The organism is Mucilaginibacter aquaedulcis (genome assembly GCF_030409325.1).
Taxonomy (GTDB): domain Bacteria; phylum Bacteroidota; class Bacteroidia; order Sphingobacteriales; family Sphingobacteriaceae; genus Mucilaginibacter; species Mucilaginibacter aquaedulcis.
This window is the reverse complement of the sequence record NZ_JAUFPR010000002.1, coordinates 2425933-2451216: the sequence shown is the minus strand read 5'-3', so window position 1 is coordinate 2451216 and position 25284 is coordinate 2425933. Positions and strand designations below refer to the sequence as shown.

Below are 25284 nucleotides of genomic sequence, written 5' to 3'. Positions count from 1 at the left end.
TAAAAGCATTACTTAAAAAACTATTCTGTTAGCACATTTGAACTACAAACTACTCATATCATGAAAACTTTACTTGCTGTACAAATTATACAATTATTGCTAAAGGCAGCCGAATATGCTGAAGCATGGTGGCACTCCATAGGGCATTTGATAAAATAATAATAATCAAATCATTATGCGGTATCTCCTGTTAATATCAATACATCAATCCTACTTTATAATGAAAAAGGGAGATACCGTAAACTGGAAATGGGGCAAATCAGAAGCCCAAGGCAAAATTACCGGCAAGCATACCGAACCGGTTGCAAAAACCATTAAAGGCACCAAAGTAAAACGCAATGCCAGTAAAAATGAGCCTGCCTATGATATTAAGCAGGATAACGGCAACAAAGTACTAAAATCAGAAAGCGAATTAACTCCCGCCCACGCTCACCGAAAGCAGAAGTCTTGAAAGAGGTGCCGGGTTGTAAAAATTCTGTAATACAAGCAAAAACTCATGGTTATTTCATTAATCTGACGCATTTTTACCCTATGACCAAACAACCCATCATTACTGTAAACGACCTTGTTAAAAACTATGGCGATTTTGCAGCTGTAAAAGGCATAAGTTTTGAAGTATTTGAGGGCGAGATTTTTGGCTTGCTCGGCCCCAACGGTGCCGGTAAAACAACTACACTCGAGATCATTGAAACCCTGCGCGAAAAAACTTCGGGCCGCATTGTTGTGGATGGCTTTGATATTGAAACTGATACCGACAGCATTAAAAAGCGAATAGGCGTGCAACTGCAGGCTGCCGGTTACTACCCAAATCTTAACCTGTCTGAACTCATTACCCTTTTTTCGGGCTTGTATGGAATTGATAAAAGCCCGATGGAGATGCTGGAAAAAGTAGCGCTTACCGATAAGGCCAAAGCAAAGTACAAAGATCTATCAGGTGGTCAAAAACAGCGTTTTTCTATTGCTACCACGCTCATCAATAATCCCCGGATCATTTTTTTGGATGAACCTACTACCGGCCTCGACCCGCAGGCCCGCCGTAACCTTTGGGATCTGATACGCGAAATACGCGACCAGGGCACAACCGTTGTAATTACCACCCATTATATGGATGAGGCCGAGGTATTGTGCGATAGGGTAGCCTTTGTTGATGGCGGTCATATCATCGGCATTGATACACCCGATCATTTTATTGATGAATTGGTAGCATCGGGCTTTGAACGCAAAAAGCAGGTTAAATTAGCCAACCTGGAAGATGTGTTCATTAACCTTACCGGTAAAGAATGGCGGGAGGGGTAAGAGGCCAAAGTTTCCAGTAATGAGTTCCAAGTTATAAGTTAAGTTAACAAATCAAGACACTTCCGGACTTTCGGTCTTTCCGTCATCCGGACTTTAATAATCAAATGAACCCAAACCAATCATATAGTAACACAAAAGCAACGCTGGCCATTGCTAAGGCCAGTTTCAGGTCAATATTGCGCAGCCCATCGGCTGTGGTATTTACGCTGGCTTTTCCGCTTATATTTATTATTGTTTTTGCCAATATTGGCGGCGGCGGCGTTACCGTTGATGTGGGTGTAGCCAAAGGCAGCGATACCATCAGCCCGGTATACAAGGCGCTGAAAAGTGTGAAAGTGGTAAACCTGGTACAGGATCAATCTGCCGAGGAGATGAACACCAACCTGTCAAAAGGCAGCCTTGATGCTATTATCAACATCCAAAAAAACAATAGCCGCCCGCCATTCACTATCAATGTACAATACACCAAAGCCTCGGCCGAAAAGGGGAATATATTGCGGTCGGTACTGAGCAACATATACTATAATATTAACAACAACGCGCTGAAGGGCACACCGCCCGTAGCCGAGATCAGGGAAAGTACCATACAGGGGCGCGAGTATAAATACATTGATTTTATATTGCCTGGGCAGTTGGGTTTCTCGCTGTTAAGCAGCGGTGTTTTTGGTACAGCCTTCGTGTTTTTAAGTTTGCGTTTAACGCTGGTTATTAAACGCTTTTTTGCTACCCCGGTTAAACGCTACAGCATTGTACTGGGCGAGGCGCTGGCCCGCCTTACATTCTCGTTGTTAGGTTCGCTGTTTATTATACTGGTAGGGCATTATATGTTTGGCTTTACACTGGTGCATGGCGTAACTACGGTGCTTAATATGCTGGTGCTCTCGGCCATTGGGCTCATTATATTCATGGGCTTTGGTTTTACCGTATCCGGTATTGCTAAAAATGAGAGTACTGTTCCGCCTTTGTCTAATATTATAACCTTACCTCAGTTTTTATTGTCTGGTACATTTTTTTCGGTAACCGCCTTCCCGAAATGGTTGCAGGTTATCAGTAATGTACTGCCACTTACACATTTGAATAATGCCATGCGTAAGGTAGCTTTTGAAGGTGCGGGCCTGGGCGATGTTACCCATCAATTGTTAATATTACTGGTATGGTTTTTCATTATATACGCTGTAGCTGTTAAAACCTTTAAATGGGAATAACTTGTAATAAACTAAGCTTTCCCTGTTTGCTTTTGAAATTACTTAACATTAATATAACATTAACAGTGTTTATATTAACATTAAGGTAATGTTAAGGAAATACTTTTGCGGTATTAACCTTAATATGATGTTAAAAAACTTAAACGCAATTGTTCTGATTGTTGCTTTGTTAACAATATGTTCACTTAATGTTAAAGCTCAGGATTCAAAAGTAGGTACATGGGGCATAGCCACAGTGGTATTACCCGGCGATAGTTTGCATAGATGGGGTGGCTATTCCGAATTACAAATCCGTACGAATGGCCCTATTTCACAATTTCAATATTATGAGGCCAAAGCCGGTGTTAGTTACGATCTGGATAAAAACTTTATCGCCCTTTTGGGTACCGGTACTTACCATACCTATGATTATACAGATGTGAATGCCGGACCTGTAACTAACGAATTCAGGCTGTGGGAGCAGATGACAGTTAACCAGTTCCTGGATCGTATAAAATTTGAACATCGGTACCGTATAGAACAACGATGGGTAAACGGCGATTACCGAAACCGCTTTCGCTATCGCCTAAATATGTTTATTCCCTTAAATAATAGAAAGATTATTGCTAAAACCTGGTTCTTATCCATTTTTGATGAGGTGTTTTTTAATAATAAGGCCCCAAATTTCGAGCGTAACCGGGTTTCGGCGGCATTAGGCTATCAGTTTGATAAAAAATGGATAGCACAGGCAGGCTGGATCAATCAGCGAAACTACTCCGCAACTACCAGCAGTGGTAAAAATAACATTATGCTTATGTTAATGTATCGTATAAATCGGAAAAATGGAGTTCAAAGAGAGCTTTTACCAACAACTACCGATTAAGAATCATAACAAATACAAAATTTCAATTGTGATTTCTTGATTTTGCTATTAACTTAGCCCGCGGTTTACAAATTACAAATATCTGACAATAAACTATGAGCTTAATAATTGACGTACATGCCCGCCAGATCTTAGATTCGCGTGGTAACCCTACCATCGAGGTAGAGGTATTAACAGAGAACGGTGCTTTCGGCAGGGCTGCTGTACCATCAGGTGCATCAACCGGTGTTCACGAAGCCGTTGAACTTCGCGATAACGATAAAACAAAATACATGGGTAAAGGTGTGTTAAAAGCCGTTGCCAACGTAAACGATATTTTAGCTCCTGAATTAAAAGGTATTGATGTATTTGATCAAAATGCTATCGACGCGTTAATGATCGAGATCGATGGTACCGAAAACAAAGGTAAATTAGGTGCTAACGCTATATTAGGTGTTTCTTTAGCAGTTGCCAAAGCTGCAGCTCAGGAAAGCCGCCAGCCTTTATACCGCTACATTGGTGGTGTAAATGCAAACACTTTACCCATCCCGATGATGAACATCATCAACGGTGGTTCACACTCTGATGCGCCTATCGCTTTCCAGGAATTTATGATCATGCCGGTTGGCGCTCCTTCTTTCTCAGAAGCACTGCGTTGGGGTACTGAAGTATTTCATAACCTGAAAAAAATTCTGCATGACCGTGGTTTATCTACTGCTGTAGGTGACGAAGGTGGTTTTGCTCCAACTTTTGAAGGTACTGAAGATGCGGTTGAAACCATCTTAAAAGCAATTGAAAAAGCTGGTTACAAACCAGGTGAAGATATTTACATCGCGTTTGATTGTGCTGCATCTGAGTTTTACAAAGATGGTAAATACGATTACACTAAGTTTGAAGGCGATAAAGGTGCTATCCGCACCAGCGCTGAGCAGGCTGATTACCTGGCTGAATTAGCAGCTAAATACCCTGTTATCTCTATTGAAGACGGTATGGCTGAGGATGATTGGGATGGCTGGAAAATTTTAACCGACAAAATTGGTAAAAACGTTCAGTTAGTAGGTGACGATTTGTTTGTAACCAACACCAAACGTTTACAAAGAGGTGTTAGCGAAGGTATTGCTAACTCAATCCTTGTAAAAGTTAACCAAATTGGTTCATTAACTGAAACCATCAACGCAGTAACTTTAGCGCAAACCAATGGCTTTACTTCGGTAATGAGCCACCGTTCTGGCGAAACTGAAGATGCAACCATTGCTGATTTAGCTGTAGCATTAAATTGCGGTCAGATCAAAACCGGTTCGGCTTCACGTTCAGACAGGATCGCTAAATACAACCAATTGTTACGTATTGAAGAAGAATTAGGCAGCAATGCAAAATTCATCGGTAAGGATTTCAAATTCTTAAAAAAATAATATAACTCATTAAAGAGCCATCTGCTTAAAACAGGTGGCTCTTTTTTAATTGATACAAATGGGCAACGTTAAACAGCCGGAGTGGTTAAAGCGCGAAATTCAATACTTTGATAAAACCGACGATTCTTTAGCCGGGCAGGTTGACCTTGCACCTATTGAACTTTCCATTCTGCAAAACTACTACGAGGTAGATTCGGAAGACCCGCTGTTTGACATGTATCAGATTGAGCCCGTAGATGCTACATTTTTAAAACCATACACCACCCTGGAGTTTGATTTTGATAAGTATGATTACTGGCTTGCGGCTTATACCGATAACTGGGAGCAAACCAAACGCGATAAGGGTTTCATGGGCGAATATCCACCGCCAAAGCAATAACCACTGCTTATACTCGCTGATAATTAAACCGTTGCAACTACGTTATTGTACCATAATAATTTATAATTACATATATTAATGAACAGAAAAGGGATTTTGAGGGGATTGGTAATACTGGTGATCCTGATAGTTGATATCGGGCTTGATCAGCTTTCAAAAATATATGTACGCAAGCATTTTAATTTCTACGAGGTACTGTATCCCTTTAAATCAGAACATTTTCAGCTGGTACGTACCGAAAATACAGGAGCGTTTTTAAGTCTTGGCGATTCGTTGGGTAACCCGTGGCGCTTTATACTGCTAACCCTGTTGCCGGCAGGGGTGTTGCTTTTTGGCTTGTTATATGTGTTGCTAAAAAACAATTTAAATAAACTGAATGCCTTAGGCATAGTACTGGTACTTGCAGGAGGTTTTGGTAATCTTTACGACAGGTGGGTATACCACAGCGTAACCGATTTTATGTTCATTAAATTTAGTTGGGCTCAAACCGGCGTTTTCAACGTAGCTGACATGTCGATCATGGCAGGTGTAGGCATTTTACTTGTACAATCATTTCTTAAAGACCGCCAGATCAAGAACCAAAAGCAGGCGGGTAACGGCGAAAAGGTAGAGGTTTAGTCACAGTTGTAAATCTAAGTGCGTTGGATAAGTGTGATTCCTTCCTTGGGGAAGGAGGAGGTAGGGGTACTTTGCAGTAGATCAACCCCTCCCTGCGACTGCACAGACCAACCGCACCCCTCCCGTTGGGAGAGAATTAAAAAACCTCAATGGCAACTCGATGCACAAAAAGCCCTCATCTGTGCATCTGATATAAAAAGTGTATCTTTGCAAAAAAATACTTATTCGCCCCTACGGTTTTGATTACCGAAAAACTCGTCAGACCCGCATTTGCTTTGGCGATAGCACAATACACATTACAACCATTACATGTCATTTGAAAATTTAAAATTAATTGAGCCCTTACTCAAGGCCTTAAAAACTGAGGGATATACTACACCTACACCAATACAGGCACAAGCCATCCCCATTATATTGCAGCACCAGGATTTACTGGGTTGCGCGCAAACAGGCACCGGTAAAACCGCTGCTTTCGCCCTGCCTATTTTGCATTTATTGCATCAGGACAGGATTGCTCATAAAGAGCAAAAAACAATTAAAGCACTGATATTAACCCCAACCCGCGAACTGGCCATACAAATTGGCGAAAGCTTTACTGCTTATGGTAAACATACCGGTTTAAAGAACCTCGTGATTTTTGGCGGTGTGTCACAAAACCCACAGGTTGATGCTTTAAGGCGTGGTGTTGATATTTTGATAGCAACCCCTGGCCGTTTGCTTGACTTGATGAACCAGCGTTTTATTCATCTGGAGCACGTTAAAATGCTGGTACTTGATGAGGCCGACCGCATGCTGGATATGGGTTTTGTAAATGATGTTAAAAAGATCATTGCCAAAGTACCTGCAAAAAGGCAAACTCTTTTCTTTTCGGCTACTATGCCAAAAGAAATTCAGCACTTGGCCGATACCATATTAACCAATCCTGAAAAAATTGAGGTTACCCCGGTATCATCAACTGCCGATACCATACAGCAATCACTTTATTATGTAGATAAGAACGATAAAAAATCGTTGCTCATCCATATCTTAAAGGATAAGAACATTAAAACCGTACTTGTATTTACCCGTACCAAACATGGTGCCGATAAAGTGGTGAAAGACCTTACCCGTGTAGGCATCACTGCTGAAGCCATTCACGGTAACAAATCGCAAAATGCACGTCAGCGGGCTTTAACCAATTTTAAAAACCGTACTACACGTGTTTTAATAGCTACGGATATTGCAGCACGCGGTATTGATATTGACGAGCTTACCCACGTTATAAACTACGAGATCCCTAACATTCCTGAAACCTATGTACACCGTATCGGCCGTACAGGCAGGGCGGGTGCCAACGGTATAGCATTTTCTTTTTGCGACGAGGATGAAATTGAATTTTTAAAAGATATTCATAAACTGATAGCCAAAGAAATCCCGGTTGAAGAGGCACATCCTTATCCGCTTAGTCCGGTTGCGGTAGCGGCGGGTATGGCGGCTAAAAAAGGCACAGCTAATGCCAATTTGCGTAAAAGCTCACCATCGGGCAGAGGCGGCGGCGGTAACAGGCGCGGCGGCAAACCAGGTGGTAATCGCTCTGGCGGTGGTAACAGGCAAGGCGGTAAAAGCAAGTCGGGCGGTAATAGCGGAATGAGCGGAGCAAGCCGTTCATCTGGCGGAAACAGACACTAAGCACTTATTACATACTCAAACAAAAAGCAACACCGAACAAGTGTTGCTTTTTGTTTGTAATAACCGGGCGTATTTTTTATTTCAACCGAAACTTTATTGTTAATAAGTTAATAAGCATATTTGTGCCTCTCAAAAAATTTAAATAGCTTTAAATGAAATTCAAAGAGCCCATATCAATGAAACGCCTTATTGACCTTTTAAAAAACAAGTTTTTTTTGGTTACCCTGGCCTTTGTGGTGTGGATGATATTCTTCGATCGGAACGATCTGTTTTCGCAGTATGAATATCGCCGCCAGGTAAATAAGCTTAAAGCCGAACGTGATTTTTATAAAGCCCAAACAGATGAGGTTAATAAAGAACTGAACGAGCTAACATCGAACCCAAAACAACTCGAAAAATTTGCCCGCGAAAAGTATCTCATGAAAAAAGATAATGAGGATGTTTTTGTAATAGTACACGAAAAGAAGGACAAATAGATAGAGAGTCAGGACTTTTAGAGTCAGGAAACAGGATATATAAAGCGATGGGTCAATTCATCGCTTTTTTTGTGCATTTAAAAAAATACTATGTAGCGGCAATGGCTGCGGATTCCTTTAGCTTTTCCCGTTTCCATTTTTGCAATACTTTGTCCCGTATTTTTAGTGAAGGTTTTTCAATAGTATATCTTAAAATTACAGCACCCCCAATAGCAGCAACGAAACAACATGCCATCATGAGATTGCTGTTTTTTTCGATGCCTACTTTTGGAAGCATATTTTGACAAAGGTGGATCAGTAATTTATGGGATAGGTATAAGCCATAGGATAACGTTGCCAATTGAGTAGTCACAACTGATTTAAGTTTATAAAAGAAATTAGAAGGGCATACTATGGCTGCCACAATTAATCCATAGCCTGAAGCAATCAGCGGGAAGCCCCATAGGGCAGTTATAAAAGTATCTTCAGGAGTACAAATAAACCATGCTGCTATTAAAATTATTAAGCCTGAGCACATAAGTAAATTACTATATCTGTTCATTGCTTCCTTCATTTGAGGATAAAAAGTATAAGCTCCTGCAATGCTAACACCAACAAGTAACCCATCCAACCGGTTATAAGTAGGGTAGTAGATAAATTGGTTCCATACAGCACCAAAATAATCTGAAGATAATTCAGGCTCAACAAAATAATGCCAGCTCACATATCTGAAAATAAAACCGAGAATAAACAAGCCCGGGAGAATATAAGCAGCTTTTTTACCCGCCTTAAAGTGGTTGAACAATAAAAGGGTTAACGGTAGTATCAAATAAAACTGTTCTTCAACACATAATGACCAGGCATGAGTAAATGTGCCTGTTGTTCTTAAATCTAATCCGAAATTAAGTGTAAAGGTTAGGTATTTCCACCATGCAGCTAAATGCTCCCGCTCGCGTAAAAAAGGAATGAGAGTGTATAAAAAAAACATAACCAGGTAAGGCGGAATTATCCTGAAAAAGCGTTTGGCAAAAAACTCTTTTAACGAAATTGATTTTCCTTTTTTTACTGCATCAAAGAGCTGCCCGGCAATTAAGAAACCGCTTAGCACAAAAAACAGATCAACCCCTGTCCATCCAAAGTTGCCTATACTATTCACCCAATCAGGATGTGCGAACAGTTGATAATGGAATAGCAACACGTAGGTGATAGCCAATGCCCTTAAGTGATCTAAGCCTTGTAGCTTATGTTTTTCTGGTAGGCTGGATGTAACCGAAGGCATGGGCTGATCTATAATTTATTGTTTATGTTTAATTGGAGATGACAGTAAGCTCTTTTACACTTCGCCCTCACGTTTTCTTAAAAACCATTCGCCGGTTAATAATAAAAGGATAAGTACAAACAGCCATTTGATATCAATAATATCGCTGTAGTGTTTATCTTCATAAACCACAGTTTTAATATTATCGTTTTTGCGAATTATTCCGGCCAGCTGACTCAACTGTGCAGGGTACAACATTTGGCCACCGCTTTGTTTGGCAATAGTGTTAAGCAAAGTATGGTTAGCTGCGCTTTGCCTGGTTTCCAGGTTAAGTGGTTTTACGGTTAATAATCCTGTAGCTTTAAATTGTTGCTTGCCGTTTTGTGTGGTGGCTGTATAGTTGTATTCGCCAACAGGCAGGGTGCCTGCATCAAGTGTATAGCTTTGTCCGCTGCGGCTAAACAGGAAGCTGTAGTTTTTTCTTGTACTGTTCTTTAATTCTATTTTAACATCAGCTGTGTTGATCAGTTCAAGGGCATCATTATACAATTCAGCATTTAGGATCACATTTTCGCCCTCATCAAAAACGTTTCGTGCCGGGTACACCCGAAAACGCTGACGGTTGGCATTGGCAGTTAAATATTGTACGGTTTGGCTCAATAGCTCATCAGTAGCATTGCGGTTACCATAATTTTGGTATTCGGCCAGTTGCCAGCGCCAAAGGCCTTCGCCGGTTAGTATGGCTATGCGGCGGTCGGCTTCATCGGCAAAGGCCAGCAGAGGATAAGTAGTTGTAACAGCGCCTATCTTTTGCCTGAGCAAAACGGCGGTGTTGGTTGATGTGCCATAACTACCAAATGGAGCAAGCAACGGAGGCAGCGAAACAATTTTTTTGCGCGATGAATCAGATAGCGTAAAGGCTGCAAAGCCCGCATCCGGCAGGGCAAATACCTCTTGCGATTCTTCACGACCCGAACTGATCTTTACATTATTTTGCTCGGCATTGAATGCCTGAAGGTCTGTTTGCGAGCCCAGTATGTACCAGACAGGGGTTTTGCTTTTAGTTATGAAGCTCTTTAAAGGAGCTGAAACACTGGCAGGAATTTGATAAAGAACGATCAAACTGTAATCTGCAAGTTTAATGCTGCTTAAGTCAGCAAGCAAACTGGTTTTTACTTCAAAGTTTTTGTTGGTTTCAATGGCCTGCTTAATAACCGTAATGTCGGGGTGGGGGCTTTGATACAGTACCAAAACTTTTTGCCGGGCATCCAGCACATCTATGTAAATAGTTTCAGTATTGTTTTGAGCAGATAGCTCGTTTTTTACCGGGGCAATGCTGATGTTATATTTACGCAGTCCCTTTTTATCGGCAGTTAGCTTAATGGGGATCACCTTTTTGAAATCTGAAGATGTAACAGGAACGGTTTGGGTAAAAGCCTGTCGCCCATCATTAGTTACGGTAAGTCGGATATTTTCGCCCTTGCTTTGATAGGCTTCAGTCAAAACCTCAATCTCAAAGTCGTTGCCTAAAAAAGCTGTCTTGTTATAATTTACGTTACCAATGAGTAAGTCGCGTTTGGCAGTAGTATCGCCCAGGGCAATGGTATAAATGCTGGTCTTGATGTTTTTGGCCTCATACTGCGGATCGTTACCCTGGTTGTACAAACCGTCGGTGGCCAAAATTAGTGCCCCAATGTTTTGATTGACGAAACGATCATTAAGCTGTTTCAGGGCATTGGATATATCGGTTTGCTTGCCATTAAATTTGTTGGAAAGTCCGTTACCCAGATCTTTGCTGAAATTAAACTCCTGCACATCGTATTCATCGCCCAGTTCCTGTTTTAGTTTAGCCAGGTTGGTTACAAAATTATCTGCATTGAAACCGGGAGCTTTGAATGTGTTTACAGATGAGGAGTTATCCTGGGCAATTAATACCAGCGGTTTCTGTGGTGAGTATTTTACCGATTTCACCAGCGGCGAAACCAGGAGCAGAGCGATGAGGAAAACTACCAAAGTCCGGATGGCAGCCAGCCCTAACCTAAAGTTTTTACCCAGGTTTACAGGTTGCCGGTATAAAAGCCAGGCATAAAGTATGCCCAATATAAGGCATACAGGTACCCACCATCCAGAAACAGAGCCCCAGGTTATTGAAAACATTTTTATTATACGTTGTAAGTATTACGTAACACGCTTTACGTTCACCTGCAAAATGCGAAATTATTGTGAAATAGGAGGGTAATAAGTTTATTGTTTTGTAATTGATACAAAACTCACAAAGGCCGGCTATTGCCGGCCTTTGTGATAGGAATTCTGTCATGCCGAATTTATTTCGGCATCTCACTTGCAAAGAGTTTACAGCAAGAAAATAACTTATCCTGAGAGATCCTGAAACAAGTACAGGATGACGAACATCAAGATTTTGACTTTTGTATTTTAATTTACAATTACAACATTCCACCGTCAACAGGAATTACCTGTCCGGTGATGTAGGCAGCCATGTCTGATGCCAGGAAAACGCAGGCATTGGCTACATCTTCAGGCTGGCCGGCACGTTTCAACGGAATACCAGCTTCCCAACCTTCAACTACTTTAGGGTCTAATACCTCGGTCATTTCCGTTTTAATAAAGCCCGGGGCAACCACGTTGGTACGTATGTTACGTGAGCCAAGCTCTTTAGCTACCGATTTGGAGAAACCAATGATACCTGCTTTTGAGGCCGCGTAATTGGCCTGACCAGCGTTACCCTGTACGCCCACAACTGAACTCATGTTGATGAATACACCCTGGCGGCTTTTCATCATTATTTTTGATGCTGCCTTAGTAACGTTGAAAATTGATTTCAGGTTAACATCAAGCACTTCGTCCCAGTTTTCTTCGGTCATACGCATCAGTAAACCATCTTTGGTTATGCCAGCATTATTTACTACAATATGTAAGGTGCCAAAATCGGCAACAATGTCGTTGATCAGTTTTTCAGCTTCGTCAAATTTTGATGCATCAGAACGGTAGCCTTTTACCTTGGTGCCAAAGCTTTGCAGCTCCTGCTCCAGTGCCTGGCCTTTTTCTACCGATGACAGGTAAGTAAATGCTACATTAGCGCCGTGCTCGGCAAACTTTTCTGCTATTTTACGGCCTATACCTTTTGATGCACCGGTAATAAGCGCTGTTTTTCCTTCTAATAATTTCATAAATTGAGTATATGATTTCGGGCGGTGAAGTTAGGTAATTTAGTCGGGAAGTTAGAGAAAGCCGTAAATCATCCAGCCTTTTAGTCCTTAATAAACTGCATAATGCAGCCCTCAATACATATAATTGGCCCGCTCAGACTCATGTTTAGTGAGTCGCCTTTTATTTCATACCTGTAATTCTGGTACTGGGTTTTATCATCGTCGGTTAAGGTAAGCGTTACACTGTCTTTTATCGTGTATTGTTTAAAATCGGGGAAAGTAGTTCCGCCGAGTGTGCTATCATTATTGAACAGCACATTGGTTGTGTTGGCGGCCTTTACCCAATACATAGGGCCACCACTGCTGATCTTGTTGCGGGCCAATTTCCACTTACCTGTTAAGGTAGTATTAGCAATAACTTCGTGATTGTTTTTTTTGCAGGCACTAACCTCTATGATCATTGCCGTAAGCAGTGTGAAAATAAGGTATTTCATAATCTTGGTTTTCTATACATTACGATTATCCTGCTTGTTACGCTACATCATGAATTTTTTATAAAGTATCTCCAATTAACTAATCATCAATTAACTAAATATCACTACCTTTGCGGCTCAAAAAAACACCCGTACATGAGCCAGTCTGTTCAAATAAAAAATGCTCTGATTTCTGTTTATTATAAAGATAATTTAGAGCCCATCATTCATGAGTTAAACCGCCTTGGTGTTAATATCTATTCAACCGGTGGTACCGAAACTTTTATCCGCAACTTAGGTGTTAATGTTATTCCGGTTGAGGATCTTACATCATATCCGTCTATTTTAGGTGGCCGTGTTAAAACCCTGCACCCTAAGGTGTTTGGTGGTATTTTAACCCGCAGAGGTTTTGAAAGTGATGAACAGCAGATTGCACAGTACGAAATACCGGAAATTGACCTGGTAATTGTTGATCTTTACCCTTTTGAGGAAACCGTAAAATCAGGCGCGGCCGAAGAAGATATTATCGAGAAGATAGATATTGGCGGTATTTCTCTGATCCGCGCGGCAGCTAAAAACTTTAAAGATGTAGTGATCGTTGCCTCAAAAAACGATTACGGTACATTAGAAAACATCCTGAAAACCCAGGAAGGTGCAACTACTTTAGATCAGCGCCGTTCATTTGCACACAAAGCATTTAATATATCATCACATTACGATAGCGCCATATTCCAGTACTTTAACCAGGAAGAACCGCTGCCGGTATTTAAACAAAGCATACAAAGCAACCAGGTTTTGCGTTACGGCGAAAACCCACACCAAGGCGGCGTTTTCTATGGCGATCTGGATGCCATGTTCACCAAGCTGCATGGTAAAGAGTTATCATACAACAACCTGGTTGATGTGGATGCCGCTGTAGCTCTTATTGATGAATTTACTGAGCCAACCATCGCTATTCTGAAGCATACCAATGCTTGTGGTGTAGCCTCGCGCTCAACTATCAAGGATGCGTGGATTGATGCCCTGGCTTGCGATCCGGTTTCTGCTTTTGGTGGTGTGATTATTGCCAACGACGAAATTGATGCAGATACCGCTTCAGAGATCACCAAATTGTTTTACGAAGTACTGATTGCCCCTGCATTTACCGACGAAGCTGTACGTATATTACAGGAAAAGAAGAACCGTATCCTTTTGGTTCGCCAGCCGGTAGACTTGCCAACCAAGCTATTTAAAACATTGTTGAACGGTGTTATTGAACAGGATAAAGATGCAGTGATTGAAGGCCCGGCACAAATGACACCGGTTACCGAAAGGCAGCCAACAGAGCACGAACTGCATGATCTGTTTTTTGCCAACAAGGTTGTAAAGCATACCAAATCAAACACTATTGTGTTTGCTAAAAATGGTCAGCTGCTGGCCAGTGGTGTTGGTCAAACTTCAAGGGTTGATGCCTTGAGGCAGGCGGTTATTAAAGCAGAAAGTTTTGGATTCGACCTTAAAGGCGCGGTAATGGCGTCTGACGCGTTTTTTCCGTTCCCTGATTGCGCCGAACTGGCTGCAGAGGCAGGCATAACTGCCATTTTGCAACCAGGTGGTTCTATTAACGATAAACTGTCTGTAGCCATGTGTAACGAAAAAGGTATTTCGATGGTTACTACAGGCGTTCGTCACTTTAAGCATTGATTTTGGCTTGCTAAACAAGTGATTGGTTGAGTTGATAAAGTTGTTAGTTATTAGGATTAGGGAGGTGATTGAGTTGAAAGGGCGAAAAAATAACTTAAATATATTCAACTCAACCCAACTTAGTAAACCCTGTCAACTAAATCTAACCTCAGAACAATAAATATGATTTTTTAACGCTTTTAATTGCAACTATGTAGTTTTATAAAGCGTATTTTTATAAACTTTGCAGATTATTTGAAAGAAACATTAAATGGGTTTATTTAACTTTTTTACACAAGAAATAGCTATTGATTTGGGTACGGCAAATACCCTCATTATACATAATGATAAAGTTGTTGTTGATGAGCCATCTATTGTGGCGTTTGACAGAACAACCAATAAAGTTATCGCCATTGGCAGGCAGGCCATGCAAATGGAAGGTAAAACACATGATAATATCCGTACCGTACGCCCGCTTAAAGATGGTGTAATTGCCGACTTTAACGCTGCCGAACATATGATACGTGGTATGATCAAAATGATTAACCAGGGTAAGGGATGGTTCTTTCCGTCGCTGCGTATGGTGATCTGCATTCCATCGGGTATTACCGAGGTGGAAAAACGCGCGGTACGTGACTCGGCCGAGATTGCCGGTGCCAAAGAGGTGTACCTGATTCATGAGCCAATGGCTGCCGCGGTGGGTATTGGTATTGATGTGGAAGAACCAATGGGCAACATGATCATTGATATTGGTGGTGGTACTACCGAGATCGCGGTTATTGCCTTGTCGGGTATTGTTTGTGACCAGTCTATCCGTGTGGCGGGTGATAATTTTGATTCAGATATTGTACAATATATCCGTCGTCAGCACAACATCATGATTGGTGATCGTACTGCCGAGAAGATCAAGATAGAAGTAGGCGCGGCATTGCCGGAGCTTGCCGATCCGCCGGCTGATTTTGCCGTTCAGGGTCGCGACCTGATGACCGGTGTGCCAAAACAGATTATGGTATCATATACCGAAATTGCACATTGTCTTGATAAATCTATCTCCAAAATAGAAGAAGCTATTTTAAAAGCATTGGAAATTACCCCGCCCGAGTTATCTGCCGATATTTATCAAACAGGTATCTATTTAACAGGTGGCGGCGCTTTATTGCGTGGTTTGGATAAACGTGTGGCCGCCAAAACAAAACTGCCGGTTCACGTTGCTGAAGATCCGCTTCGCGCGGTGGTACGCGGAACCGGAACCGCGCTTAAAAACATAGGTAATTTTAAATTTTTAATGCAATAGTTTAGTGAGTGGTGAGTAGTGAATGGGGAGTAGTTAATTAAAACTTTCCAACTACTCACTACTCACTACTCACAACTCACTGACACAATGCGTAACCTCTTGATTTTTATCACTAAGTATAACGCGTTTTTTTTATTCCTGATTTTTGAGATAAGCTCGCTGCTTATTTATGTAAAATACAACTCTTTCCAGAAAGCTACTTTTATCAGCTCAACCAATAAGGTTACCGGCAGTCTGTTTGCGCAGGTGAGCCAGTTTAAAGGTTTCTTATCTTTAAAAGAGGTAAATGACAGCCTGGCACGTGAAAATGCCAAACTAAGGGGCTTGGTTAAGTCATCATTTTATGTTGATACAGTGGAGAAACATCAGGTGGTAGATACTGTTTACAAACAGCAATACACCTACATTGTTGCCAAGGTAATCAATAACTCAACCAACAGGCGCAGCAACTACATTACTATAAACCGCGGCAGCAAGGATGGGATTGAAAAAGAGATGGGTGTAATATGCGGAACCGGTGTAGTGGGCCTGGTTGTTGATGTTACCGAGCATTTGGCCATAGTACAATCTGTACTGAATAAAAATACGCGGTTTAGCGCAATGCTGGCTAATAATAAAGAAATCGGCTCGTTTATATGGGGAGGAGATCTTGACCCTAAAAAAGGCTTGTTGATCGATATCCAAAATAACGCGCAGCCTAAACTGGGCGAAGGTGTAGTTACCTCCGGATATTCACTTTTCCCTACAGGTGTTCCGTTTGGTAAGATAACAAATTTGCATGCCAAGGGCGGCGGTTTGCTGCTCAATGTTGAAGTGGCTCTTTCTGTTGATTTCAGTAAGCTTGAATACGTTTACGTGGTAAATAACAAATTTGCCAAAGAACAGGCGGGGCTGGAGGCCGTGAAAAATAAAAATGAGTAGAACTATCTTAGTTAATACCATCAGGTTCCTGGTACTGGTTTTTATGCAGGTGTTTTTGTTTAAAAACATTACGTTTTACAACCTGGCCACTCCGTACCTGTACATATTGTTTATTTTATTGCTCCCTTTTGAGATACCTAATGTATTGCTGTTTATACTGTCATTCATATTAGGATTAACCATTGATGCCTTTTACGATACCCCGGGCCTTCATGCCGCGGCATGTGTAGTGCTGGCGCTGGTGCGTGTATTATTTATCAGTATAACGGTGCAAAAAGAAGGGTTTGATAACGAGCCCGAACCCACCCTGAGCATTATGGGCTTCCGCTGGTTTTTTACCTATGCTCTGGTGCTTACCTTGTTCCATCACTTTTTTCTGTTGAACTTAGAGGTATTTAGTTTCTCTGAATTACAGTATACACTAAGCCGTGTTGTTTTGAGTTCATTATTTACGGTATTTTTAATGCTGATTTCAGGACTGCTATTTTTCAGAAGGAAAGAACGTAAATGAATAAGTTTTTTGAACGACGCTACGTTGTTACAGGTATCTTCATTGCTATTATGGGTACGCTTCTGGCAAGGCTTTACTATATCCAGATAGTTGATGACCGGTATTTGCTGTATGCCAACAGTAATGTGATCCGCAAGCAGATATTGTACCCGGCACGTGGCCCCATTTTAGATAGGAACGGTAAAATATTGGTTCAAAATGAACCTATATATGACATTATAGTGAATCCCAAAGAGGTGAAGCCATTTGATACGCTTGCTTTCTGTAAAATGATAGGTATCGATAAGCCGGGTTTTGATAAGCGTTTTGAAAAGGCCAGGAAATATTCACCCAATCACGAATCTATATTTGAAAAGCAGCTTCCGGTGCAGCTTTATGCATCCTTTCAGGAGCGTTTATCTGAGTTCCAGGGTTTTTATGTGCAGCCGCGTACCATCCGTACCTATCCCGATTCGGTGGCCGCGCAGTTTTTAGGTTTCATTGGTGAGGCTCAGGATCGTGATATTAAGCGCTCTGGCGGGTATTATCGCCTCGGTGACTATATTGGTGTTACCGGTGTTGAAAAAGCCTATGAGAATGTTTTAAGGGGGCAGCGCGGGGTGCGTAACCTCATGGTTGATTCGCGCGGAGTACCAAAGGGCTCATATGCTAATGGTATTTACGATACTGTAGCCCGTTCAGGTGAGCGATTAACTTCGTCACTTGATATCAATCTGCAAAAACTGGGCGAACAACTGATGCATAATAAGCTGGGTAGTATTGTAGCTATTGAGCCTTCAAGCGGCGAAATTCTGGCCTATGTGAGCAGCCCTACTTATGATCCTAATTTAATGGTAGGGCGGGAGCGTGGTAATAATGCCGCCAAAATGTATAATGATCCTTATAAGCCATTCTTCATAAGGCCTATACAGGCGCAGTATCCTCCAGGTTCGTCATTTAAGCCTTTAAGTGCATTAATTGCGTTGCAGGAAGGGATCATCGACCCCAACGAAACTTTTTATTGTACCGGAAATTACCGGGCGGGCAACAGAATTGTGCACTGTAACCATGGTGAAGCGCATGGTACTGTAAATATGGCGCGGGCTGTGGCCGAATCGTGTAACGGCTACTTTTCGATGGTGTTTCAGCGTATTGTTGACCGGTATGGCGTGAAACGCACTGAGGCAAATTTTACTGCATGGCGAAATAATGTAATGAAATTTGGTCTTGGTGCACGGCTTGACCTTGATATGCCGGCCGAAGGCCGTGGAAACGTACCAACGCCTTTACATTATGATAACGTTTATCATAAAGGTGGTTGGCGTTCAAGTACCATTGTTCCGCTGGCTATAGGCCAGGGCGAGCTTTTAGCTACACCTTTACAAATGGCTAATCTGGAATGTACCATAGCCAACCACGGTTTTTTCTATAAGCCCCACCTGATTAAAGCTATAGGTACTGAAAATGTTATTAAAAAGGAATACACCGAAAAAAATTACGTTGGGATAGATCCCGGCTATTTTGAACCTGTTATTAACGGAATGCAGGCGGTAGTGGAAACCGGTACCGCGCGTCGGTCAAAAATCCCGGATATTATTATGTGTGGTAAAACCGGAACGGCGCAAAATCCACGAGGTGAGGATAACTCGGTATTTGTTGCCTTTGCCCCGCGTGATAATCCTAAAATTGCTATAGCTGTTGTAGTTGAAAACTCGGGTGAGGGTGCTCATTGGGCAGCCCCGATTGCCAGCTTTATAGTTGAAAAATATTTAAAGGGAAAGATCACTCCACGTGAATCGGGAATTACGGTTGATTATTTTGCAAATGCCAACCGCCTGCCCGATCTTAGTTTATACGAGCGCGATCTGAAAAAAGAAAGGATGCGCGATAGTATTCGCAGTGCACGGGCTGATTCCATCAGGAAACTTAAAGCTGATTCTATTAAAAAGGCAGGTCAGATAAAATCAGTTAAAAATAATAAGCCAAATATTTTGGATGGCTTGTTAGCAGGCAGGAGGGCCGGTAAATAAGATGAACAACCAACGCAGCTTTTTTTTCAATGTAGATTGGTTAACAGTACTCCTGTACCTCATGCTGTGCGTAATTGGCTGGTTCAATATTCACGCCGCTGTGTTTGACGAAACTCATCCAAGCATTGTGGATACCGCTACCAATTACGGTAAGCAATTTATTTATATCAACGTATCAATTGTAGTAGCCATTGTTATACTATTACTCGAAAGCCGGTTTTTAACGGCGCTTGCACCTGCGTTTTATGGTGTAACTGTACTGTTATTGATTATTGTGCTTGTAGTAGGCCGTAACGTGGGTGGTAACCAGGCTTGGATAAACATGGGGGGCGGTTTTAGGCTGCAACCTTCGGAGTTTGCCAAGTTTTCTACTTGTTTGCTGCTGGCGCGTTATTTAAGCTCGGTAAACATTAAGGTTACAGAGCTTAAATCGTTTTTTATAGCGGCGGCAATCATTGGCTTCCCTATGTTATTGATCATGCTGCAGCCAGATACCGGGTCAACGCTGGTTTTCTGTTCGCTTATTTTTGTGCTTTACCGCGAAGGCTTGTCGCCATACTTTCTGATAATAGCAGGACTGCTCATTAGTCTTTTTGTACTTACACTGTTATTTAACCCGCTTTATATTATTTTGATAATGGCTGTTTTAACCGGACTTATCATTTATATGTTTAAGCGTAACCGGCAGTTTGTGCTAACTATGCTTATTGGCCTGGGAATTTGTATAGCCTTTATTTTTTGCGTTAAGTTTATTTATACCTCTGTTTTAAAACCTCACCAAACCGAACGTATCAATATACTGTTGGGTATCACCACCGATTTAAGGGGTAAGGGATATAACGTAAACCAATCAAAAATAGCTATTGGTTCGGGCAAGCTTTGGGGTAAGGGTTACCTGCACGGTACACAAACAAAATACGCCTTTGTACCTGAGCAAAGCACCGATTTTATTTTTTGTACCATAGGTGAGGAGTGGGGTTTTGCAGGCTCGGTGGTTGTGCTCAGTTTGTACCTGTTTTTGATATTAAGAGTGATTTACCTGGCCGAACGGCAACGATCGCCTTTTTCTCGTATCTATGGTTATGGTGTTGCCTCAGTTTTATTTTTCCATGTTGTTATCAACGTCGGCATGACCATAGGGTTAGTGCCTGTTATTGGTATCCCTCTGCCATTTATAAGTTACGGTGGCTCATCCTTATTAAGCTTTACTATATTATTATTTTTGCTTATTAAGCTTGATTCTAACCGTATGGGAATTGTTTAATATATTGTCTTTGAATCCCCTTAAAGGGTCTTTGATCGACTTGTTTCCCTATTATTTTATTGTAATTTATCAGAATATTTTATTAAATATTAAATTAATTATTTAATATTAGTCATTGTATTTTTAGTATAATTTACAATTGCATATTGATTAAAATATTTAGTTTTAATAAATTAATTTATTATTGTATTAGTTAATATATTGATTAATTAATAATTATGTTAATTATAGCGTACTAATATAAAGAGCCATCAAAATATTCCTATTTTGTTTATTTGTTTATTAAATAGTTATTCAGTGGATAAAAAGGTCACATGAATTTCAAAATGAATAAATTGAATATTCTTCACTAAAAGTGCATTTTTATTCTCTAAAAGCACTTTTTTGCTTATTTATATCACATATTTAATGTTCTTTTAGTAATGGTGACAAGAGCTGAAATGGCTCTTTGATTAAGTATTTATTGTTATTATTATATTTGTTTAAAGCGTTTGGCCAACCTTAGGCGCATCCTGAAAAGCCTTGAACAGAGTAAGGGATTAAACAAAATACTGCACTATTATGAAAAAATTAGAATTAAAAAATCTTAACGTTCAGGAAATGAACTCAGCCGAAATGAGCAAAGTTAACGGTGGCGGTATATTAAATGACCTGGTGTTTAACACCGTAGCTACAGTTGGTGCTACCGTAAATATTTTAGCAACTAACACGCTAACATTTTTGGGCTATACTTTAAATAAGCTTGTAGGCATAATCACAAGCTAATTTAATTTATTCAACTCTTTCCCCAAAAAGTTCCCACTACCGTGTTTTCTCGCAGGTTGGCTTTGTTAGCATAGCTGATCTAAGCATGATCGTGGATTTATCTATTGCGGCATTGTTATTAATTACTTGCCGGCAGGCGTATCCTGAAAAGCCTTAACAGAGTAGGGATTTGATGAACAAAAATAGTATTATGAAAAATTTTGAATTAAAAAATCTTGGTGTTCAGGAAATGAATAAAACCGAAATGACTAAAGTTAATGGCGGTTTATTAGGTATCAGCATTAATCTTAACCCATTGCTTACTCAGGTTGGCACAACCCTTAGCAATACTTTTGCTTTTATCAGTGCACAACTTACCCTGATTTCTACAGCTCTTAAAAACTTATAGTAAATAAACAGTCGGTGCCTTACGTTGGGTAACGGCTGTTTTTTATTTAATTGGGCGTAACCTGAAAAGCCTTTTAAAAGAGTAAGGACTAAACTTTATACACAAATCTATTATCATGAAAAACTTTGAATTAAAAAATCTTGGTGTTCAGGAAATGAACGCAACTGAAATGACCAGTACCAACGGTGGTGGTTTTGGTGATATTCAGGTTAACATCAACCTTGAGCCTGTTTTTAAAATGCTTGCTGATGTTTTAACAAACGTAGTAAGCGGCTTAGGTAAATTACTGCAAGGTTTATAAGAATCAATTTTATCATATAGCTGTTATTCCTGCCATTTGGGAATAGCAGCTATTATGTATTCCATATAATATGGCTTTATATAACTACTCTACCGAAGCAATTACCAATACTTCTATTGTTTACCGCTCGCAAATAAGTAAGCGCACACAACTTATTTATCTTATTACTATTGTGGTTACACTGGCAACCTTTGCCTTGCTGCCATTTATCAAAACATCAATAAGTATAAAAGGCAGTGGTTTTATACAATCCTCTATCGAAAAAACAGAACTGACCATACCTGTTAGCGGCCGCTTAGTAGGGCTCAAGCTTGCCGACAATCAAAAAATTAAAGCGGGTGATACTATTTTAGTAATAGACGCATCCGTGCAAAAACAACAAGGTGACCTGGCTGAAAAACGTAAAAAGCAAATTGGTGAGTTTTTAGGCGACATTGACCAATTATTAGCCGGAGTTAATAGTCGTAGTTTGAGAACTTCTGGCTTGCAAACAGGGCAATACAATGCCTCATGGCAGCAGTTTGCCCAAGAACTACAAAATGCCGGTATAGCCAGGCAGCAGGCAGCCAACACTTTTAAGCGTTACGATGAATTGTATAAAAATAAAGTACTTACAGAATCAGAATACGAAAAATATAAGTTTGAATATGAGCAAGCCAAATCGGCTTACTTAATGATACTGGCAAAGTATAAAACCCAGTGGCAAACCGAAGCTAATAGTTTCAGGAACGAATTAAGGCAACTTAGTGGTCAGGAAGCTGAGTTGAACGAACAAAAGAGACAATACACGCTTAGAGCTCCTATAAGTGGCTCAGTTCAAAATATAGCGGGCATCCAAAACGGTGCTTATGTTTTTGCAAATCAAAAAATTGGCGAAATATCTCCCGATTCAAATTTAACCGCCTTCTGCTACATCAGGCCGGCTGATATAGGTCTGATAAAAAGGGGGCAGGAGGTAAGATTTCAGGTTGATGCTTTTAACTATAATCAATGGGGTTTGGTGACAGGGAAGGTGATAGATATCTCTGATGATATTATTGTTGTAAATCAAAACCAACCCGTATTTAAAGTGAAATGCTCGCTTGATAAAAACTACCTCACACTAAAAAATGGGTATAAAGGCTACCTGAAAAAAGGTATGAATTTTACTGCCCGTTTTAAGGTAACCAGCCGAAGTCTGTACCAGTTATTATATGATAAAGTTGACGATTGGGTTAATCCTAATATAGGAGCATAATACATTAAAGCTATGAGCATTAAGATAAAACAACGGGATATTACAGATTGTGGTGCAGCCTGTTTAGCTTCTATTTCATCACATTATAAGCTTGACCTGGCTGTTGCGCGCATCAGGCAGCTTGCCGGCACCGATAAAAAAGGTACAAATGTTTTGGGCATGGTAGAAGCCGCGCAAAAGTTGGGCTTTGAGGCCAAAGGTGTAAAAGGGCCGTTTGAAAGCTTATTTAAAATACCAAAGCCTGCGGTAGCCCACCTGGTTGTTAAGGATATTTTGCACCATTATGTTGTGATTTACAAGGTCACGGATAAGTATGTGGAGGTGATGGATCCTATTGATGGGCAATTGCACCGCAGAACACACGAAGAGTTTAAAGCAGAATGGTCGGGCACATTAGTGCTGTTACTGCCTTCTGATGATTTTAAAACCGGGAATGAAAAAAAGTCGGTTGAGAGTCGTTTCTGGAGTTTGATAAAACCGCATAAAAATATCCTGATACAAGCATTGTTTGGCGCGGTTATCTATACTATTTTAGGTTTATCTACATCGGTATTTGTACAAAAACTGGTAGACTTTGTTCTGGTTGATGGTAACCGGAACCTGCTTAATCTCATGGGGATTGGTATGGTTGTTATTTTGGCAATTCAGCTTTTTATAGGTACGGCCAAAACCATTTTTACACTAAAAACGGGGCAAATGATTGATGCCCAACTTATATTGGGCTATTATAAGCACCTGCTGAGGTTGCCTCAACAGTTTTTTGATACCATGCGTGTAGGCGAGATCATCTCGAGGATCAATGACGCGGTAAAGATCAGAACGTTTTTAAATGATGTGAGCATCAACTTTTTGGTGAATATATTTATTGTGGTGTTCTCCTTTATCATGATGTTTACCTATTACTGGAAGTTGGCACTCGTGATGCTTACCGTAATTCCGCTTTACCTGGCCATTTACTTCATAACAGATAAGATCAATAAAAGAGCGCAAAGAACCTTGATGGAAGATTCGGCCGAACTGGAAACCCAATTGGTAGAGAGTTTAAATTCGGTAGGTACTATTAAACGCTTTGGCCTGGAAGATTATGCTAACGAGAAAACCGAAGTACGCTTTGTAAAGCTGTTGAAAACCGGTTTTAAATCAAATATGAATTCTGTTTTTTCGGGTACGTCATCAGAGTTGGTATCGCGTATGCTCACTATAGTTTTGCTTTGGGTTGGTGCAGGTTTTGTGATGGATAGTACCATTACTCCTGGTGAGTTGTTATCGTTTTATACGCTGATAGGTTATTTTACTGGGCCTGTTTCATCGCTCATTGGCATGAACAGAACGGTTCAGGATGCCGTGATAGCAGCCGACAGGTTGTTTGAAATTATGGATCTGGAACGCGAGAATGATGAGAATCAAATTGAACTTACACCAGATAAAATAGGTGATATTCAGTTTGAAAATGTATCATTCAGGTATGGTACAAGGGTTCCTGTTTTTGAGGATCTTAATTTAAATATCCCCAAAGGAAAATTTACAGCTATTGTAGGCGAAAGTGGCTCGGGTAAATCAACCCTGATGTCGATACTGCAAAATATTTACCCCATACAGGATGGCAACGTACGTATAGGTAAATATGATCTGAAATATATCAGGATAGCTTCCCTGCGTAAACTTATATCTGTTGTGCCCCAGCAAATTGACCTGTTTGCCGGAAATGTAATTGACAATATAGCCGTTGGTGATGATGAGCCTGATATGCAAAAGATCATCGATATAGCTACCAAACTTGGGTTGATGGGTTTTATTGAAGCGCTGCCAAAAGGGTTCCAAACCTATCTGGGCGAAAATGGTACGTCGTTATCAGGCGGGCAAAGACAGCGTATTGCTATAGCCAGGGCACTGTACCGCGATCCGGAGATACTTATTTTAGATGAGGCCACATCGTCGCTTGATTCCACATCCGAAAAATATGTACAAAAAATGATAGAGCTTTTAAAGGCCGAGCATAAAACCGTAATTGTAATTACTCACCGTTCAAGTACCCTGAATAATGCCGATAATATCGTTGTGCTTGATAAGGGGATAGTTATTGAGCAGGGTAGCCATAAATTGCTCAATTACAGTTTGAGTTAATTAAAAATAAAAGAGTTGTTAAACAAGAAAGCCGGG

Annotated in this window: 24 protein-coding genes; 20 read left to right on the top strand and 4 right to left on the bottom strand. The window is 40.7% G+C overall.

The features are described from left to right. Window positions 1-220 precede the first annotated feature (220 nt). The 9 genes from QWZ01_RS14615 to QWZ01_RS14575 all read left to right on the top strand — a co-directional run bounded on the left by QWZ01_RS14615 (window position 221) and on the right by QWZ01_RS14575 (window position 7895). Window positions 221-451, top strand: coding sequence for a hypervirulence associated TUDOR domain-containing protein (locus QWZ01_RS14615; RefSeq protein ID WP_290324335.1), 231 nt, complete (start codon window positions 221-223; stop codon window positions 449-451). An 80-nt stretch (window positions 452-531) separates the two neighbouring features. After that, window positions 532-1296 (top strand): ABC transporter ATP-binding protein, encoded by a 765-nt coding sequence (locus QWZ01_RS14610; protein WP_290324333.1) that lies wholly within the window; start codon window positions 532-534, stop codon window positions 1294-1296. Window positions 1297-1400: 104 nt separating this feature from the next. After that, on the top strand, window positions 1401-2501 hold the full coding sequence (locus QWZ01_RS14605) for an ABC transporter permease (RefSeq protein ID WP_290324331.1): 1101 nt from the start codon (window positions 1401-1403) through the stop codon (window positions 2499-2501). 88 nt (window positions 2502-2589) lie between these two features. After that, window positions 2590-3363, top strand: a complete 774-nt coding sequence (locus tag QWZ01_RS14600; protein WP_290324329.1) for a DUF2490 domain-containing protein — start codon at window positions 2590-2592, stop codon at window positions 3361-3363. Between the two features lie 95 nt (window positions 3364-3458). Further along, complete coding sequence (gene eno, locus QWZ01_RS14595; protein ID WP_290324326.1) at window positions 3459-4754, top strand: phosphopyruvate hydratase; 1296 nt, start codon at window positions 3459-3461, stop codon at window positions 4752-4754. 58 nt (window positions 4755-4812) lie between these two features. Continuing rightward, the gene (locus QWZ01_RS14590) at window positions 4813-5133 is read left to right on the top strand and encodes a DUF7683 domain-containing protein (RefSeq protein ID WP_290324323.1); all 321 of its coding nucleotides are present in this window, start codon (window positions 4813-4815) and stop codon (window positions 5131-5133) included. A gap of 78 nt (window positions 5134-5211) precedes the next feature. Continuing rightward, on the top strand, window positions 5212-5751 hold the full coding sequence (gene lspA / locus QWZ01_RS14585) for a signal peptidase II (protein ID WP_290324321.1): 540 nt from the start codon (window positions 5212-5214) through the stop codon (window positions 5749-5751). A 309-nt stretch (window positions 5752-6060) separates the two neighbouring features. Beyond that, entirely contained in the window at window positions 6061-7419 is a 1359-nt protein-coding gene (locus tag QWZ01_RS14580) for a DEAD/DEAH box helicase (protein WP_290324320.1), read from the top strand. Window positions 7420-7571: 152 nt separating this feature from the next. Further along, window positions 7572-7895: an FtsB family cell division protein gene (locus QWZ01_RS14575; protein ID WP_353959402.1), complete on the top strand. Its 324-nt coding sequence runs from the start codon at window positions 7572-7574 to the stop codon at window positions 7893-7895. 88 nt (window positions 7896-7983) lie between these two features. Here QWZ01_RS14575 and QWZ01_RS14570 read toward each other — a convergent pair whose 3' ends face one another. The 4 genes from QWZ01_RS14570 to QWZ01_RS14555 form a co-directional block, all read right to left on the bottom strand. Continuing rightward, on the bottom strand, window positions 7984-9153 hold the full coding sequence (locus QWZ01_RS14570; protein WP_290324318.1) for an acyltransferase family protein: 1170 nt from the start codon (window positions 9151-9153) through the stop codon (window positions 7984-7986). A 54-nt stretch (window positions 9154-9207) separates the two neighbouring features. Then, on the bottom strand, window positions 9208-11289 hold the full coding sequence (locus tag QWZ01_RS14565) for a vWA domain-containing protein (protein ID WP_290324316.1): 2082 nt from the start codon (window positions 11287-11289) through the stop codon (window positions 9208-9210). A 287-nt stretch (window positions 11290-11576) separates the two neighbouring features. Further along, window positions 11577-12320, bottom strand: coding sequence for a 3-oxoacyl-[acyl-carrier-protein] reductase (gene fabG / locus QWZ01_RS14560; protein ID WP_290324315.1), 744 nt, complete (start codon window positions 12318-12320; stop codon window positions 11577-11579). 80 nt (window positions 12321-12400) lie between these two features. Continuing rightward, window positions 12401-12793, bottom strand: a complete 393-nt coding sequence (locus QWZ01_RS14555; RefSeq protein ID WP_290324313.1) for a lipocalin family protein — start codon at window positions 12791-12793, stop codon at window positions 12401-12403. 135 nt (window positions 12794-12928) lie between these two features. On the opposite strand from QWZ01_RS14555, the gene purH reads away from it, so the two are divergent. From purH to QWZ01_RS14500, 11 genes are all read left to right on the top strand, one after another. Beyond that, entirely contained in the window at window positions 12929-14455 is a 1527-nt protein-coding gene (gene purH, locus QWZ01_RS14550; RefSeq protein ID WP_290324311.1) for a bifunctional phosphoribosylaminoimidazolecarboxamide formyltransferase/IMP cyclohydrolase, read from the top strand. A 250-nt stretch (window positions 14456-14705) separates the two neighbouring features. Next, on the top strand, window positions 14706-15728 hold the full coding sequence (locus QWZ01_RS14545; protein WP_090651245.1) for a rod shape-determining protein: 1023 nt from the start codon (window positions 14706-14708) through the stop codon (window positions 15726-15728). Window positions 15729-15815: 87 nt separating this feature from the next. After that, a complete protein-coding gene (gene mreC, locus QWZ01_RS14540; RefSeq protein WP_290324309.1) occupies window positions 15816-16649 on the top strand; it encodes a rod shape-determining protein MreC in 834 nt (277 codons plus the stop codon). After that, a complete protein-coding gene (locus QWZ01_RS14535) occupies window positions 16642-17160 on the top strand; it encodes a rod shape-determining protein MreD (protein ID WP_290324308.1) in 519 nt (172 codons plus the stop codon). Before mreC ends, QWZ01_RS14535 begins: the two co-directional genes overlap by 8 nt. Then, a complete protein-coding gene (mrdA, locus tag QWZ01_RS14530; protein ID WP_290324304.1) occupies window positions 17157-19169 on the top strand; it encodes a penicillin-binding protein 2 in 2013 nt (670 codons plus the stop codon). The genes QWZ01_RS14535 and mrdA overlap by 4 nt, the downstream gene beginning before the upstream one ends. 1 nt (window position 19170) lies before the next feature. Then, complete coding sequence (gene rodA / locus QWZ01_RS14525; RefSeq protein ID WP_290324302.1) at window positions 19171-20433, top strand: rod shape-determining protein RodA; 1263 nt, start codon at window positions 19171-19173, stop codon at window positions 20431-20433. A gap of 561 nt (window positions 20434-20994) precedes the next feature. Continuing rightward, complete coding sequence (locus QWZ01_RS14520; protein WP_290324300.1) at window positions 20995-21198, top strand: hypothetical protein; 204 nt, start codon at window positions 20995-20997, stop codon at window positions 21196-21198. A gap of 190 nt (window positions 21199-21388) precedes the next feature. Then, complete coding sequence (locus tag QWZ01_RS14515; RefSeq protein ID WP_290324298.1) at window positions 21389-21586, top strand: hypothetical protein; 198 nt, start codon at window positions 21389-21391, stop codon at window positions 21584-21586. 115 nt (window positions 21587-21701) lie between these two features. Then, a complete protein-coding gene (locus QWZ01_RS14510) occupies window positions 21702-21887 on the top strand; it encodes a hypothetical protein (RefSeq protein WP_290324296.1) in 186 nt (61 codons plus the stop codon). A 70-nt stretch (window positions 21888-21957) separates the two neighbouring features. Next, the gene (locus tag QWZ01_RS14505; RefSeq protein WP_290324295.1) at window positions 21958-23124 is read left to right on the top strand and encodes an HlyD family secretion protein; all 1167 of its coding nucleotides are present in this window, start codon (window positions 21958-21960) and stop codon (window positions 23122-23124) included. 12 nt (window positions 23125-23136) lie between these two features. Next, entirely contained in the window at window positions 23137-25248 is a 2112-nt protein-coding gene (locus QWZ01_RS14500) for a peptidase domain-containing ABC transporter (protein WP_290324294.1), read from the top strand. Window positions 25249-25284: the final 36 nt, after the last annotated feature.